Origin of the sequence: Moraxella nasicaprae (assembly GCF_025643275.1) — a bacterium.
GTDB lineage: Bacteria > Pseudomonadota > Gammaproteobacteria > Pseudomonadales > Moraxellaceae > Moraxella > Moraxella nasicaprae.
In genome coordinates this window covers 610824-627498 of the sequence record NZ_CP089977.1, presented here as the reverse complement: position 1 = coordinate 627498, position 16675 = coordinate 610824, and the positions used below count along the sequence as shown (strand labels likewise).

The 16675-nt window shown below is 42.5% G+C and carries 14 protein-coding genes; 5 read left to right on the top strand and 9 right to left on the bottom strand.

Going from position 1 to position 16675, the window contains the following annotated elements; all coding sequences use genetic code 11:
• Window positions 1-260 precede the first annotated feature (260 nt).
• Entirely contained in the window at window positions 261-1340 is a 1080-nt protein-coding gene (locus LU297_RS02920; protein WP_263076918.1) for a zinc-dependent alcohol dehydrogenase family protein, read from the bottom strand.
• A gap of 283 nt (window positions 1341-1623) precedes the next feature.
• Between LU297_RS02920 and LU297_RS02915 the strand changes: the two genes are divergently transcribed.
• From LU297_RS02915 to gdhA, 4 genes are all read left to right on the top strand, one after another.
• Complete coding sequence (locus tag LU297_RS02915) at window positions 1624-2376, top strand: hypothetical protein (protein WP_263076917.1); 753 nt, start codon at window positions 1624-1626, stop codon at window positions 2374-2376.
• A 138-nt stretch (window positions 2377-2514) separates the two neighbouring features.
• Window positions 2515-4452 carry a molecular chaperone HtpG gene (htpG, locus tag LU297_RS02910; RefSeq protein WP_263076916.1) on the top strand — a complete coding sequence of 646 codons (1938 nt, stop codon included), beginning with the start codon at window positions 2515-2517 and terminating at the stop codon, window positions 4450-4452.
• Window positions 4453-4627: 175 nt separating this feature from the next.
• Window positions 4628-6010 carry a C13 family peptidase gene (locus tag LU297_RS02905; RefSeq protein ID WP_263076915.1) on the top strand — a complete coding sequence of 461 codons (1383 nt, stop codon included), beginning with the start codon at window positions 4628-4630 and terminating at the stop codon, window positions 6008-6010.
• A 235-nt stretch (window positions 6011-6245) separates the two neighbouring features.
• Window positions 6246-7586 carry an NADP-specific glutamate dehydrogenase gene (gene gdhA / locus LU297_RS02900; protein ID WP_263076914.1) on the top strand — a complete coding sequence of 447 codons (1341 nt, stop codon included), beginning with the start codon at window positions 6246-6248 and terminating at the stop codon, window positions 7584-7586.
• A gap of 78 nt (window positions 7587-7664) precedes the next feature.
• On the opposite strand, the gene LU297_RS02895 is transcribed toward gdhA, so the two are convergent.
• From LU297_RS02895 to LU297_RS02880, 4 genes are all read right to left on the bottom strand, one after another.
• A complete protein-coding gene (locus LU297_RS02895; protein WP_263076913.1) occupies window positions 7665-8456 on the bottom strand; it encodes a sulfite exporter TauE/SafE family protein in 792 nt (263 codons plus the stop codon).
• A 12-nt stretch (window positions 8457-8468) separates the two neighbouring features.
• Entirely contained in the window at window positions 8469-8633 is a 165-nt protein-coding gene (ccoS, locus tag LU297_RS02890; protein ID WP_263076912.1) for a cbb3-type cytochrome oxidase assembly protein CcoS, read from the bottom strand.
• An 85-nt stretch (window positions 8634-8718) separates the two neighbouring features.
• Complete coding sequence (locus tag LU297_RS02885) at window positions 8719-10242, bottom strand: protein adenylyltransferase SelO family protein (protein WP_263076911.1); 1524 nt, start codon at window positions 10240-10242, stop codon at window positions 8719-8721.
• Between the two features lie 99 nt (window positions 10243-10341).
• Entirely contained in the window at window positions 10342-11520 is a 1179-nt protein-coding gene (locus LU297_RS02880; RefSeq protein WP_263076910.1) for an acyl-CoA desaturase, read from the bottom strand.
• Between the two features lie 364 nt (window positions 11521-11884).
• On the opposite strand from LU297_RS02880, the gene LU297_RS02875 reads away from it, so the two are divergent.
• The gene (locus LU297_RS02875; protein WP_263076909.1) at window positions 11885-12493 is read left to right on the top strand and encodes a TetR/AcrR family transcriptional regulator; all 609 of its coding nucleotides are present in this window, start codon (window positions 11885-11887) and stop codon (window positions 12491-12493) included.
• Between the two features lie 73 nt (window positions 12494-12566).
• Here the strand turns inward: LU297_RS02875 and LU297_RS02870 are convergent, their stop codons facing one another.
• The 4 genes from LU297_RS02870 to LU297_RS02855 all read right to left on the bottom strand — a co-directional run bounded on the left by LU297_RS02870 (window position 12567) and on the right by LU297_RS02855 (window position 16561).
• On the bottom strand, window positions 12567-13967 hold the full coding sequence (locus tag LU297_RS02870; protein WP_263076908.1) for an APC family permease: 1401 nt from the start codon (window positions 13965-13967) through the stop codon (window positions 12567-12569).
• Window positions 13968-14282: 315 nt separating this feature from the next.
• Entirely contained in the window at window positions 14283-14618 is a 336-nt protein-coding gene (locus LU297_RS02865; RefSeq protein WP_263076907.1) for a hypothetical protein, read from the bottom strand.
• A 4-nt stretch (window positions 14619-14622) separates the two neighbouring features.
• A complete protein-coding gene (locus LU297_RS02860; protein ID WP_263076906.1) occupies window positions 14623-15396 on the bottom strand; it encodes a pteridine reductase in 774 nt (257 codons plus the stop codon).
• Window positions 15386-16561 (bottom strand): tRNA nucleotidyltransferase/poly(A) polymerase-related protein, encoded by a 1176-nt coding sequence (locus tag LU297_RS02855; protein ID WP_263076905.1) that lies wholly within the window; start codon window positions 16559-16561, stop codon window positions 15386-15388. The genes LU297_RS02860 and LU297_RS02855 overlap by 11 nt, the downstream gene beginning before the upstream one ends.
• Window positions 16562-16675: the final 114 nt, after the last annotated feature.

Genomic DNA, 16675 nt, shown 5'->3' with positions numbered 1-16675 from the left:
CAGATATACTCACTATTTTACCAGTTTGCCATAAAATTGCTAGTATTTCTTAGTAATTAAGTGTAGCAAGGGTGCACTTTATGGTTGAATTAACTTGATTTTTAATGATGAAATGATGGAGAAAACACCCATTTGTTGGCGATGCCAAGTGAGTGCGGTAGTGGGCGTGATGGGACTGATGTTGGTTTGTCAGATTGTTTGGTTTGGTTAATAAAAATCGCCCATACCAATTCAAGCATGGGCGAGGTAAGCTGTTGGTATCAGTATTCAACAACCACTTTCATCGCTTTATTTTCAGAGGCGTGTTTAAAGACATCATAAGCCTTTTCCATCTCGCTGAATTTAAAATGGTGCGTGGCAAGTTTATCCATTGGCAATTTACTGCATTCACATGCCTTTAAGAGCATGCCTGTGGTGTTGGCATTGACAAGCCCTGTGGTGATTTTTAGGTTTTTAATCCACAGCTTGTTCAGTTCCAGATTGACTGCCTGACCATGTACGCCCACCACCGCAATGTTTTGCCCTTCTTTGACGATTTTTTGGCAAATATCCCAAGTTGCAGGCACGCCCACCGCCTCAATGGCAGTATCCACACCACGACCATCGGTAATTTGCATTACCTTTTCAATGACATCTTCAGAGCTTGGATTGATGGTATGAGTTGCCCCCATTTGACGAGCCATTTCTAGGCGGTTGTCGTCCATATCAATGACGATAATCGTTGCAGGTGAGTAGAGTTGCCCAGTCAAAAGACAGCCCATGCCGACAGGGCCTGCACCGACAATGGCAATGGTGTCCCCAGGTTTGACATCGCCATACTGAATGCCAATCTCGTGTCCTGTGGGCAATGCGTCCGACAAAAACACCGCCACATCGGTATTTAGTCCCTCTGGCAACAGATACAAGGAATTGTCAGCAAAAGGCGTACGCACATATTCAGCCTGTGTGCCGTCAATCATATAGCCCATAATCCAGCCACCGCCTTGACGGCAATGAGAGTACAATTGTTTTTGGCAATTTTCGCACGAACCACAACGGCTGATACAAGAGATGATGACCTTATCGCCTTTTTTGAAATTTTTGACCGATGAGCCAACTTCTTCAACAATACCAATACCTTCGTGTCCTAGAATGCGACCGTTCCATTGCCCTGTTTTTTGACGAGCAACTTCTTCAATCTCGGGATTTTTACCTTTCCAAATGCCCAAATCTGTACCGCAAATGGTGGTTTTGGTCATTTTGATAATCGCATCGGTGGGGTCAATGATGATAGGCTTTGGACGGTCTTCAAAACGAATGTCGTTTTCGCCATAATAAGTCATTGCTTTCATTGTGGTCATAACAAGCTCCTGTTGTCGAAATTGGGTTAAAAACAACAAATGCTTCATGATTAAAATAGCATAATTCCTTACAAAATAAAAGGGATTTTTTGGCAAAAATTTCATCAAAATCAATATGTTATATTATAATAAAAGTTTTTTCTATATATGAGAATATAATGATTGTTTTGTTTGATTTTCCATATTGTTAAGTCTAATAGACTAAACGGCAGCCAAGAATTTAACTTTTGGTTTGCTTGATTTTGATGTAGAATAAGTTAAGTTTTAAACTATGGAGTTGATTATGTTGGCACATGAAAGCAAGAATCAAAGAAATAAAATTTTTGCATTGGCACAAAAGAGCGATATTGGCAATACATACAAGGATATTTTTGGAGGATTGTTTTTTAAACCTACCCCAAAAAATATAAGCAGAGAGGAGTGTCTGGCATCGGTTGAGGCAATTTTAATTAAACACCTATCAACTGTTCAAGCACAAGGCTTTAAGAATCGCATTCATAAAAACATCTTTTTATCGGTGATTGGCTATGTTTTTATGTATGGTTTGATTGGTGTGATTGCTGTGATGCTGACAATGGCACTTGGTTCTTTTTTACAAGATTCGATTTTTAAAATACTGGTTGTGATTGTCTTTATCCCATCTGTAATAATGCTTTATGTTTCGCCCATCTATGGTGCGCGGGTCGGCTATAAGCGTCATAAAACATATAAGGAAAAACTAAGAGGATTGGATTTTCCATGGAGTAAAAAATCAGACGGTCGCCTAAAACACTGGGGGAAAATGCTTTATAAAAATGCGTTTGCATGCATGAATGCGTTGAGATTTATGCTGACTTATGCCTTTTTATACGGAGCTGTTGGTGGGTTGATGCTTTCAGTTGGTCTGGTCATCATGGCGGTGTTGAGTGATGCACCAAGATTGCCAGAAGGGATTATGTTCATGATGTCGCTCATTGTGTTTGCTCTTCCTTTATATGGTGCACGAGTGGGTTATAAAAAATATAAGAAAAATAAACTGGGCAAACTGCAAAACTGATTTGGTAAGAATTTTTAGATTTTAATCTACCAACAACAAAAAAGACATCTGCATTGGTGTCTTTTGTTTTTATTTCATCTTGAAAAAATACCATCAACCCATAAATAACTGGCATTCACAAAATAAACGGAGAAATTTATGACCACAACCAACCATCAATTTGAAGCCGAAGTAACCAAACTACTTCATCTTGTAACGCACTCACTTTATTCAAACCCTGATATTTTTATCCGTGAACTCGTTTCCAATGCGTCTGACGCTTGCGACAAGTTGCGTTTTTTGGCGACCACCGATGGCAATCTGTACGAAAATGATGGCGATTTGGCGATTAAAATTGACTTTGACAAAGACGCCAAAACCCTAACCATCAGTGACAATGGCATTGGTATGAACGAGGCGGATACCATTGAACATCTAGGCACGATTGCCAAATCAGGCACCAAGGCGTTCCTTGACAACTTATCCGAAGCCGACAAAAAAGATGGGCATTTGATTGGGCAATTTGGTGTTGGCTTTTATTCTGGCTTTATTGTGTCGGACAAGATTGTTGTAGAAAGCCGTAAAGCAGGCGAGCCAAGCGGTAATGGCGTGCGTTGGGAGTCAGATGGCACAGGGGCATTTACAACCCAAGCCATTGACAAGGCAAATCGTGGCACGACCATTACCCTGCATTTAAAAGACGAATACGCTGGCAATGATGAAGATGGCGACAAAAATTACCTTGACCGCTACAAAATCAAATCCTTAGTATCCAAATATTCTGACCATATCAGCTTGCCCATTCAAATGCGTAAAGAAGAATGGCAAGATGAACTTGATGACAATGGCGAGGTGGTTGCTGGCAAAGGGCAATACATTTTGACCGATGAATGGGAAACCATCAACAAAGCATCTGCCTTGTGGACAAAGGATTCATCAGAGATCAGCGATGAAGAATATCAAGGCTTTTATAAAAACATCACTTATGACTTTACCGACCCACTTGCGTGGACGCACAACCGTGTAGAAGGGCGAGTGCAATACACCCAGCTCCTTTACATTCCCAAAAAAGCCCCCTACGACCTGTACGCCCGTGAACAACAAAGAGGTCTTAAACTGTATGTGAAGCGTGTCTTTATTATGGACGATGCCGAGCAGCTTTTGCCGATGTATCTACGATTTGTCAAGGGCGTGATTGACACATCGGACTTGCCCTTAAATGTTAGCCGTGAGATTTTGCAAGAGTCTCGTGATGTTAAGGCAATCCGTGATGGCAACGCACGCCGTGTTTTGACCCTTTTGGCAAGTTTGGCAAACAGTGAAGATGGCGAAAAACAAAGCAAATTCAAAGAATTTTATGCCGAATTTGGCGATGTGCTAAAAGAAGGCTTGGGCGAGGATATGAGCAATCAAGAACGAATCGCCAAGCTACTTCGCTACGCCACAAGCCAAAACAGCGAGCTTGCCACAGGTTTTGCTGATTATAAAGCAAGAATGAAAGACGGTCAAAACGCCATTTATTATCTAACCGCTGACAATCTAGCAAGTGCCAAAAACAGCCCACAACTAGAACTGTTTAACAAAAAAGGCATTGAAGTAATTTTGATGACTTCAAAGGTGGATGAATGGGCGATGAATTTCTTGACCGAATTTGACGGCACGCCATTAAAGAACATTGCCAAAGGGGCGGTGGATTTGGGCGATTTGACCGATGAAGCCGAAAAAGAAGAAGCCAAAAAACAAGAAGAAGCCTTTAAGCCTGTGGTAGACCGCCTAAAATCGCTTTTGGGTAGCCGTGCCAAAGATGTGCGAGTGTCAAGTCGTTTGGTGGACTCTCCTGCCTGTATCGTGGTGGGTGATGGCGAGCTAACCCCACAAATGGCACAGATGTTAAAGGCGATGGGACAGCCTGTGCCTGATGTCAAACCCACGCTTGAAATCAACCCAAGCCACCCACTGATTGCCAAATTGGAGACTTCTGCCCAATTTGATGACTTGGGTCAAGTCATCTTTGACCAAGCCATTTTGGCTGATGGCGGACAGCTTGACGACCCTGCTGGGTATTTAAGACGAGTGAATGAACTGCTGTTGAAATAAATCAGTGAATTTTTCAACCAAAACCGTCCAAATTCTGGGCGGTTTTTCTTGTATCAGATTGGCTGATGAATTAAATCGTTCAAATAAGAAACACTTGGCATTTTTTTAAGGTGAATGTGATACAATAGCCAGCATGACAGGTGCGTTTGATTGGCACAATAAGCTGAGAGTATTGATGAATTTTTTTGCAAATTTGATGGCTGCTTTTTGGATGTTGCTTGGCAGTACCAAAGCCTTTGGTTGGGTTAAGCCAACCTTTGGGCAGTTTGTGCTATTTTTAATATTAGCGTTGTCTGCCAATATTTTGTTTGCCTATCTGTCAGCAATGACTGACAGCTATTTTAACGAACAAGGCTTGCTCAGTTATTTGGTATGGCCGTCCATCATGGTGGTGGCTGGTATCATTCTTGCCAAGCGTTCTTTGAATTATTCGCTACTTTTTGTGCCAGCGATTTTATGGCTAACGGCAGATACTTTGCTGATTTTATTACAAAGTGGCATTCAGTTTTTGGAGAATAAAGGCTGGCTGGCGATTTGGCTGCATGGCATTTTGCCCAATGTGTTTGTCTTACTGTTTGTGTGGCAGACAACGGCTTTGTTGTGGATTTTTGCCAAACGCTTACATTGGTCGTGGTGGGAGCGAGTATTGATTCCGCTTGCAACCATTGTGTTGCTGGTGATTTGGCAAAAAAATGTCGTCAATCAGCCGATTTTTAAGACCAAAGAACAAAAAGTTGTCTTAGGTGAGCAGGCGTTTTATGCTCAGACGGTGCTACTTGGTCAGGCCATTGAGCATTTGCACAAAGAACAAAAAGGCGTGCCTGATTGGTATTTTTTGGGCATTGCTCCTTATGCCAATCAAAATGTGTTTGCCAGCGAAGTATTGCAAGCCCAAAAACTATTTGACACTCAGCTTGGCACTCAAAACCGCTCCATATCATTGATTAACAATCCACAGACTTGGCAAGATTTTCCCATTGCCAGCCGTAGCAATATTGAACGCAGCTTGGCGGGCATTGCAGGCAAGATGAATCCACAAGAAGATGTGCTGTTTATGATGCTTAGTTCGCATGGCACGGTTGATGAAGAGAATCAGCCAACAGGCGAACTTGCGGTGGTCAATCCGCCATTAGAGCTTGACCAGATTGATGCTTATTGGCTCAAAAAAGCACTGGATAATTCAGGCATTCGTTGGCGTGTGATTGTGGTCTCGGCGTGTTATTCTGGGGCATTCATCAATCCTTTAAAAGACCCTTATACGATGATTATCACGGCATCAGCAGCGGACAAACCATCATTTGGTTGTACTGATGATGCTGATTTGACTTATTTTGGACGAGCATTTTTGGAACAAAGTTTGGCGGACAAGACACACGATACTTGGCAGGCGGTATTTGACCATGCGGTGCAACGAGTGGGTGAAAAAGAAGCCTTGATGGGTTTTGAGCCAAGTCAGCCACAGATGTATCTTGGTGCAGAAATGGCTGCCATGTTGCCAGAGTTTGAATCTCGACTGTTTGGCACAAAAGTGACCTCAATCGACAAAACGCCTCAGTAGTCTTTGACCAATCCATAAAAACCCAAGTGATGTATGACTTGGGTTTTTTTGATTTATCAAAAAATACCATAAAAAAATCGTAAAATCCGAAAAAAATCGCTTGCATTTCCCGAGTAATCTGTTTATATTATATTTACTTATGATAGTACAACTTTTTATGATATATATAATGAATGTCATAAAAATGCTGCCTAACCAAAGTATCAAATTTTAGTCACATATCAAGGAGTTTGCCATGACCATTGAGTCTGCTGTACAAAATGTACAAAAAAACTATGCCCATCAGCCAGAATTTATCCAAGCGGTACAAGAAGTGGCGATGACCATCAAGCAAGTTTATGCTGACAATCCTCAGTTTGAAGAACTAAAAGTATTTGAGCGTCTGTGTGAGCCTGACCGCATCATCTCGTTTCGTGTGAATTGGGAAAATGACCAAGGCGAAGTGCAAGTCAATCGTGGCTGGCGTGTACAATTTAGCAACGCCATTGGTCCATACAAGGGCGGCTTGCGTTTTCACCCAACCGTGAATGAGGGCGTGCTAAAATTCTTAGGTTTTGAGCAGATTTTCAAAAATGCTCTAACTGGTTTGCCGATGGGTGGTGGTAAAGGTGGTAGTGATTTTGACCCAAAAGGCAAATCAGACGCTGAAATTCGCCGTTTTTGCTATGCCTTTATGCGTGAGCTGCACAAGAATATTGGCAAAGACATGGATGTGCCAGCAGGCGATATTGGTGTTGGCGGTCGTGAAGTTAATTACATGTTTGCGATGTATAAAAACCTAACTCGTGAATACGAAGGTGTTTTGACTGGCAAGGGTGTTGGCTTTGGTGGCTCGCTCATTCGTACTGAGGCGACAGGCTATGGCTTGGTATATTTCCTTGATAATATGCTAAAAGCGAACAATGATGTCTTGTCAGGCAAGACGGTGCTGGTTTCAGGCTCTGGCAATGTGGCACAATACGCTGCTGAAAAAGCAATGCAACTGGGTGCAAAAGTCATCACTTTCTCTGACTCACAAGGTGTTTTGCTTGATGAAGCTGGCTTTACCCAAGAAAAAATTGACTGGGTTAAGGCTCAAAAATACGCACGCAAGCCATTGTCTGAATATGTCGAAAAATTTGGTGGTGAATGGCGTGCAGGCGAGAAGCCTTGGCAGTTTAAGGCGGATATTGCCTTGCCTTGTGCAACTCAAAATGAGGTCAATGCTGATGAAGCCAAGCAACTGGTGGCAAATGGCGTGAAATATGTTGCCGAAGGTGCAAATATGCCATTAGATGCCGCCGCCATCGATGTGGTGCGTGAACACGGCATTGCCTATGCTCCTGGTAAGGCTGCCAATGCCGGTGGTGTGGCGGTATCAGGTCTTGAAATGAGCCAAAACTCTGTGCGTCAATACAAGACTTTTGAAGAGCTGGACGAACAGCTAAAAAATATCATGAAAAACATCCATGATAATGCCAAAGCTGCCGCTGATAAATATGGTACAACCAAAGGGGCGATTGACTACATGACAGGGGCGAATGTCGCAGGCTTCACCCAAGTAGCGAATGCTTTGGTGGCATACGGTATTTTGTAATCAATCTGGCACAAGAACAGCAGTCGTGATGACTGCTGTTTTTTATTGGGTAATAGTCAGCGTTAGGATTATTGTCATCTAATGAGCGTGATGCTGATGATGGTCATGCATGTCATGCTCTGTAACATTGCCATCGGCGTGATGTTCATGGCTGGTATGATGTGCATGATGGCTGTGATTGCCGTGCAAGCTGTGCATCAACGGCATCGAAAAAGCCGCCAACAATCCTGATATGATGAGAATCACACCGCTGACCGCTCGCAGATGCAGACGGCTGATTTTTTGGTGTAAAAAATTCATGACTGTGCCTGTGGCAAGCAGTATTGGTAAAGTGCCTAGCCAAAAAAACGCCATAAAAATTGCTGCCGTCAGTCCAATGTATTCAGAGACAGACAAGCTGATTGCCATGCCTAACGCACCATACACCATACCACATGGCAAAAAGCCCCACAGCAATCCAGCCATCAACGCCTTTGGTAGGGTGTTCATGGGCAACACTTTGGCACGAATGGGTGCTAGGGCATTCCATAGCGATAAACCTAGTTTTTCCAATTGGTTTAGCACAGGTAAGCCAAGCATCATCAGTCCAACAAATACCAACGCACCACCCAAAAGATAGCGAGGCAAGTTATTATCGGCAATCAATGGAGCGAGCAGGTGTTTGCCAAATAAAGCGGCAATCACACCCAAAATCAAATAGCTTGCCAGCCTGCCTAAGTGATAGCCAGCAATCAACAAGCGTCTGCGAGCGGGAGAGAGTTTGTGCATCGAAATGCCAAATGCGGTTACGATGCCACCACACATACCCAGACAGTGTGGTGATCCAAAAAACCCCATTGCTAGGGCGGCAAATATCAAAGTGCTGTTCATGGTCGTTTCGTATCAGTGGTGATGCTTTCGGCGTTCTTGGCGGTCGTCCAAAATGATTTGCTCAGGAGCATTGTCCAAGTCTTCAAATTGATTGGATTTGACCGCATAATAAATTGCCCAAATGGCAAATACAAATAGCACTAGGCTTAGCGGAATGAGCAAGTATAAACTGGGCATATTACCACCATATTGTAAAATATTGTATCATTATAACAGCAATTGGTCGAACATAAAAGCCTAAATCCATGATAATATTATGGATTTAGGAGAGGCAACTGACCGTAGCAACCTGACTTTTTGGGCTGCTATGCACATCATTTGGGCTGCTGATGTCTTGATATTGATAAGGGTTGCTTAATAGTGTAAATATTCGATTTAATGCTGAAAAATCATCATTAAGCACGCCATCAATGGCAGATTGTGCCAAATGATTTCGTAGGACATAGACAGGATTGGTGGCCGATAGTTTGTCGATGAGAGTGGTTGTTGGCGATGGATATAGGGCGATTGCTGACTTATAGCGTTTTAGCCAGTTTTCCCAGTCTTGTTTGCCTTGATGACCCAGTTCTTGATACAAAATATCCAGCAGGGCATACTCATGAGCATACTGTGATAAATGCTGGCGTTCATCAACAACAGCAATCAATGCACGAAAGCTATTGGTGTAATCTAAGGCATGATTTTGTAATAAATATAAAAAATCATAACACAGCTGTTCTAGGTTATCTTGTTGTGATGAGTCAAAGGCTTCAAATCCAAATTTGGCAAACAGCCCTTGATGATATTGCTTGATGAATTCATTTTCATAATCCAATAAAATCTGGCGAAGATGGGCACCTGTCAATCCAAGCTGATACAGATGCCTTAGACTGGTGGCAAGATTATAATGCCCGATGGTGGGCTGATTTTGATAGCAATAACGGGCGGTGTGGTCAGAGGCGTTATTAATCCAAGTTGGGTCAAAGCGTTCCATAAAACCAAACGGGCCAAAATCCAGCGTACTGCCTGTGATGTTAAGATTGTCGGTATTCATCACGCCATGACTAAATCCAACCAGTTGCCAGCTGGCAATCAGTCGAGCGGTGCGAAGGGCGATTTGCCTGACAAAGGCGACGATGTCGGTGGCTTTATTTGTCTGGGAGCGATGTAATTGGGGGTAATAATCAGCGATTAACTTATCAATGAAAGCAGGAAAAATCTCTGGGGCGTAGCAGGCAACCCATTCGATATGCCCAAGCCGAACATGACAATCACTCACTCTAAGCAAAGCGGCCGCTCGTTCTGGTTGCCCACGATGAATGAGTGTGTCTGAAACCACAAAGCCGATGGCGGTCGATGTGGCGATGCCCAGATGTGATAGGGCGTGCGAACATAGATATTCCCTGACTGTACTGGCAATCATTGCTCGCCCATCGCCATGACGAGAATAGGGAGTTTTTCCAGAACCTTTGAGGTGCAATTCATGAATATTCCCAGCCCTATCCAGCACTTCGGCAATCAGCAGTCCACGCCCATCGCCTAATTGTCCTGCCCATTGCCCAAACTGATGTCCTGCATAGACCATGGCTAAGGGGTCAAGACTGTCGCCTTGCTTACTGGCAGCTGCCATCAAATCATCAAGCTGACCGCCAATCACGGCTTGCCAATCGATGAGTGATGTATCCAAGCCAAGTTGTGATAGCAGCTTGGTATTTAGATGAACCAGTTTTGGATTATCCAGTGCTGATGGCAGCTGATGATGATAAAGTTTTGGATTATGCTGATTGTATCGTTGAATGAATTTCATGATTGGATTATCAAAAAATAAGAGTATTATAAGCCGTCAGAGATGCTGGCACAATGAAAAAACAAACCCCAACGCTGGCGTGGGGCTTGTTCGTTTGGACTAGGCGATTTTACCTTTGAGTTGTAAAAACGCCTGTTCAATATGCTCGCTGTGTGCTCGAATTTTGGCTTCTACTTGGGCAAACTGAGCTTTTAGGCGTTCATCTGCTTCGGTAATTTTTGAGCTTAGTTTGGCTCGTTTTAGCTCGATGGATTTGGCTTTTAGAGCGTGCCATTCTTCGACCGTTTTGGTAAATGCTTCATATTCAGCATTGATGCGTTCTTTAAAAGCATTAAGTCTGTCGTCCAAAGTTGGCTCACCACCTTTGGCGATGCGTTCTTGGGCTCGCTTAAATTGCATCGTTACTTCGGCGTGCTTGATGGTCAGGTCATCAACTCTTTTAAGTTCAGAGGCCAATCCGATTTTTGATAAAGTAGCGATGAACCATTTGGTTGGGTCGTATTGCCACCATTTGACGCCATTGCGATAATCGTATTGGAAATAGTGATGATAGTTGTGATAGCCTTCGCCCCAAGTCAATACTGCTAATACAGGGTTGTCTCGTGCGGTATTTTCATCGGTATAAGGACGAGAGCCAATCATATGGCACAAAGAATTGATGAAAAAAGTAAAATGATGGGTCAAAACCAAACGCAGCAGACCTGTAATCAAAAAAGTCCCCAGCATATCGCCTGTAATAAGACCTGCAATGCCCACAACGACCACATTGGTCAAGACCGCCCATAGACCATAATATTTATGTTGTAGGGTCAGCACTTTATCTTTTTTTAGGTCAGGGATATTTTTGTAGTCATATTGACCGCTTGGGTATTTTTTTAGCATCCATTGCATATGACTAAACCAAAAACCACGAGCTGATGAGTACGGGTCGTCATATTCATCATCGACATGGCGATGGTGCGTACGATGTCCTGAACACCAGTCAAAGGCTGAGCTTTGGACAGCCAGTGTTGCACCCAATAATAAAAAATATTTGACAATCGGGTGTGCTTCATAAGATTTATGAGCCCATAGACGATGATAACCTGCGGTAATCGATAGCCCTGTCCAAGCCATAAAAAAGGCAAAAGCTGTCCAAACAGCAGGGGTAGTGCCGTGTGTCCATAGATACCATGGCACTAAAATGATTGCTAAAATCGGTGTGGAAAGCAGGACAATGGCAGGTACCCAGTTGATGGGTGCATTGTCAAAACTTTCAGGATTGCGTTCAATGCTCATAGGAGAAAGCCTTATAAAAACAGATTGCAAACTTTGGCTAAGTAAGTATTTTGACACTTGCTTTGGCTGCTTTTCCTATATTATCATAAAGCATTATTAAAGTGTACAATTATTCACATTATTTTGCGAAGTTTTAAAAATCATTTTCATTGATAAAATCAAATATTATCTTAAATAGCTCAACCAACTGGATAAAAATGCAACAATAGCGAGATATTTGGCGTACTTTTTGACACGATTTTGATGGTTTTTTAGCAAAAATAACATATATTGACGGTGTTAATTTTGCTATAATTGCCCATTAAAAATCCAACAATATCAACGAGAAACAAGCGTTGATAATCTCAATAAGAATACCGTGATTATGACCGACCGCAAACAGAAGTTTGAAGACAGAGAAAGCAAGATTTTGCAAACCGCTGAGCAATTATTGCTAGAATCTGGCGAGGGCGATTTGACGCTAGACAGTCTTGCCCTACAATTAGACTTGGCAAAGGGTACTTTGTACAAGCATTTTGCCAGTAAAGATGAACTACTGTTGCGAATTTTGATTGATTATGAAAATCGACTGTTTGGCATGAATGATGTCAATGATGGTGCGGCAGCAGGGATTGCACGCATGGTGCTACAAATGCTCAACCTGCCCCAAAGAGCGGTGCTGTTTAACCACATCGAAGAAAGATTATCATCAACGGTGCTTGGGCTAAATGATTTGTTTGCCAAATTATATCACATTCGCCGCAAGCGTATGGCAAAAGTTGAGCAAATCGCCACGGCATATCTACAAGAGCAAAACAGCACGATGAGTAGCCGTGATTATCTTTCGACCATCTGGGCGGTGGGTCATGGTGGGGCAAGTTTGCTTAATTCTAGTTTTTATCAGATTTATTTGGGCAGTCGAGACTCCCTAAAATTCGCCTTAGTTAAGCAAATGCTGGACTTACCTGCCTTATACCCTAAGTCTGATGAATGATAATCTTAATAAAAAAATATCCCCAAAATTTGGGGATATTTTTATGGACTGATGTTTGAAATATGCCAAACAATCAGGTGTCTTCACGATATTGTGGGACAGGCTTTTTAAAGCCAGAAGTTTTGATGCCAAGCCAAATAAAGCCAATAAATGCCCAACTAATGCCAACCAAAAAGGCTTGCTGGGTGGTATTAAACCACATCGCAATGACCGAAATAAAGCCCAGTGTTGGAATGATAATATAATTGGCAATGTCTTTACCTGTTTTGTTGCGTTTGTGGCGAGCAGCGTAGTGAAATAGTACCGATAAATTCACAAAACTAAATGCAGTCAATGCCCCAAAGCTAATCAAGTCCACTACTGTATCCAGCTCAATAAAGCCTGCGGTCAAGGAAATTGCCCCTGCCAGCAAAATGTTATTGACAGGTGTTAGCAGTTTTTCGTGAATCTTACCAAAGAATTTTTGGCTAATGACCCCATCACGCCCCATCACATACATCAGACGAGAGACACCTGCGTGTGCCGAAATGCCTGATGCCATTACCGTTACAATGGCAAAGCCAAGCACCCAACCTTGAAATACTGCACCACCCACTGCCAATAAAATGGCAGGTTGTGTGCCATCAGAAATAGCTTCTTTCCCAAAATAGCCCACAGCTTCTTTTGGGAAATACAGTTGCATAAAATAGGTGCTGATAATAAAGATAATCCCTGCGATTAAAGAAGTTAGGAACATTGCTTTGGGTAGAGTGTTTTTGACATCTTTGGTCTCTTCGGCAAGACTGGATAAAGCATCAAATCCTGTAAACGAGAAGCACAAAATGGTTGCCCCTGTAATCACTGCCGTTACAGAAGTCATATTGTTCCAAAATGGGTCAAGGCTCCACATTTGATAGCTGGCAGATACATCAATCGTACCATCAGCATTGACTCCTGCGTTGAGTTGCTGAAAGGTCATAAACACAAAAATGGCAATCACTGCAAGCTGAACAAACACAATCCAGCTATTAAAATATGCCACCACTTTTGAGCCAAATAGGTTTACCCCAGTCATCAAGCCTGTTAAGCCAATGACCCAAACCCAGTGATTGACATCGGGAAATAGAGCGGTCAAATAGCCCACTGCCAAAATGATATTGACAAGAGGTGAAAGTAGATAATCAAGCCAAGACGACCAACCGACCATAAAGCCCATTGATGGGTTGATGGCTCTTTGGGTGTAGGTGTAAGCCGAGCCTGATGATGGATAGGCTTTAATCATATGCCCATAACTGATAGAAGTTAGCAAAATCGCAATCAAGGCAAAGACGTATGACATTGGCACATGCCCAAGGCTTGCCTCTGAGACTTGTCCAAAGGTGTCTAGTAGGGTCATTGGCTGGATATAGGCAAGACCGATGATGATGACATGCCAGAGACCAAGATTTCGTTGCAACTTAGCAACATTATTAAGGGCAGTAACAGGTGTACTCAATGAAAAATCCTCCACAAGCGTTTAGGAACGCAAAAGAAAAGGCGTTTTAGATTGCTTAATACCCATCAAACTTACTTTTGGCAGATTATAAATGTCGATAAATCAATGACTTATCATAAAATCTGTTAGCGGGCGTGTTTGAAATTTGATTATGCTATCTTACTCCAATTTATAAAAACCAAATATTGTCTTTTGCCAAAGACACAAAAAGACGGCACATTCTACAATAAAATTATTAAAAAGCCAAATGGTTTTTAACGATTGGGTAAGTTTTTGCAAGAATTTGGTAACATAGATGGATTGTGTTATTTGTCATTACTCATCACGCCAAAATGCTTTTTTTATTTTTTGCCGCAACCACACAAACACAAGCCCAAGCAAATACACAAGTGCTGTAATGGGTAAGATGATAAAAAACCAATCGCTAAGATATTTTACAAAAATTCGTCCTGATAAATTGCCATCACTACGCAGTCCAACATCACAATCATCGGCAGTGGCATAACCTTCGCACCAGCCCCAATCATCAAACTCTACCACATCAGGGGCGGGAGCAAAACTTGTCATGTACGCCAAGACAAACGCCAAACATAGGGCAATCACGCACAAAGTAATGAAGCGTTTTAGTGTATTTAAAACACAGCTGAGCATAAGTCTAACCGCCTTTGAGCGTCAAACTTCGCCCACCGTCCACCGCCAGAACTTGCCCTGTGATGTAAGGGGTGTTGGTAAAAAATAGCACCGCTTGGGCGATGTCCTCTGGCGTACCAATACAGGCAAGCGGTATGGAGTCAGTCAAGAGTGCCTTGGTGTCATCATTGAGCTGGGCGTTACTGTTGTCATCTGGAAAAATATTCACGCCTGGCGATACGCCATTGATACGCACCTTTGGGGCAAGTTCTAGGGCAAGACTTTGCACCATCATGCGATGAGCGGCTTTTGCCATATTGTAGATGGGATAGCCAACAAAAGGCTTGTCATTGGCATGAATGTCTAAAATGCTGACCATGTTGCCTTGATTGTGTGTCAATTCGTCCAAAAACAGCCGACTTAAAAATAAGGGTGCTTTGGCATTGGTCAAAAATAAGTCGTCCCATTGTTGATGTAGTTGTTCAATATCACCATCAAGCGGTGTGGCATAAAAACTTGATGCGTTATGCACCAGTACATCAAGCCTGCCAAAACAATCCATCACTTGTTGATAAAATCGTTGCAATGCCAATGAATCATTGACAATACCCAAATCTGCTTGTACACACTTGGCAGAATTGGGGCGAATGGCATTACACTCATTAACCAAAGCATGAGCGTGCTGGATACTGGTGCTATGATGGATGATGACATCAAAACCATTGGCGTGCAGTAATTGGCTGATGCTGGCTCCGATGCGTTTTGCTCCACCTGTGATGAGAGCGACTTTATTGGTCATGAGCTGGTGTCTCGTCAAGTAGTTGCTGTATTTGTTTGATTCTTAATTGATGTAGTGCCAAGCCAATCTCTTTGCCAGTCAAATTCTCATCAATATCCTTGATGCTAATGTCCTTATAAATGGCGATAGCGGTATCTAAGAGTTTGACTGCGTGGCTGTATCCATCGTCAGCATCTTGTTTCATCAAAAAAATGGCAGTCAAGGTGTCATCAAGCGTTTGTCGATTGCCTTGATGAGCTTTGGTTTTTTCTATTAAATTGATAATATCTACCGCTTTTGGTGTTTGATTAAAAATATCATAAAAGTCTGTTAAGAGATTGGCGATATGTATTGGGTGTTTTGGGGCGTTTAATTGATGAGCGATTTGTTTAATTAACGCTTTATTTAACTCGTTATTTTTCAAATAGCCACTACATAAAATGGCAAATTGTACCGCCATATTATCTTTTTTTGCCAAGTCTAATCGCTCAATGACCTTTTTAAAAACCAATTCATCTTGCCAGCAGTCATCTAATGCTTTTAAAAAATAGGGCAAAATATTTAGCGTCTTTAAACTTTGCCAATAAATATGAGCCGTACCAGCCTCCATCGCTTTGACACTTTCCGCCCATAAGCGTTCACGGCTTAAATGCCCCAATTCGCCATTTTGTGCCATTTGTTGCATAAGGCAGATGGTCTCATCGGCAATTTTAAAGCCCAACTGATGATAACGAGCCAAAAAACGCACCGTGCGTAAAATGCGTAAAGGGTCTTCGGTAAAGGCAGGGGAGATATGGCGTAGGATTTTTTGTTTTAAATCTTCCAAACCATTATAAAAATCAATGACTTGCCCTGTCTTTGGCGTATCGTCAAACAGTCCGTTTACCTCGATGGCAAGGGCATTGATGGTTAAATCTCGTCTTAGTAGGTCATCGGCAAGGCTAACCCCTGTTGTGTCGGTAGCAAAGCCTTGATAGCCTTGACCGTTTTTTCGCTCCACACGAGCAAGGGCGTACTCGTGATGGCTATCAGGGTGCAAAAACACAGGAAAATCTGCCCCAACTTGGGCAAAGCCTGCCGACAATAGTTGTGCTGGCGTAGCACCGACCACCATAAAATCTTTGTCTTTGATGGGTAGTCCCAGCAAAGCGTCACGAACCGCACCACCAACCAAAAAAACTTGCATGATTATTGATATAAAAAAAGAAAAGATGGATTTAATATAGCAAGTTTTGGTTAAAAAAACCATAGTAAGATGATTGAATGTGGCGATGATTATTTTTAAACCAAGTAGAGGGCT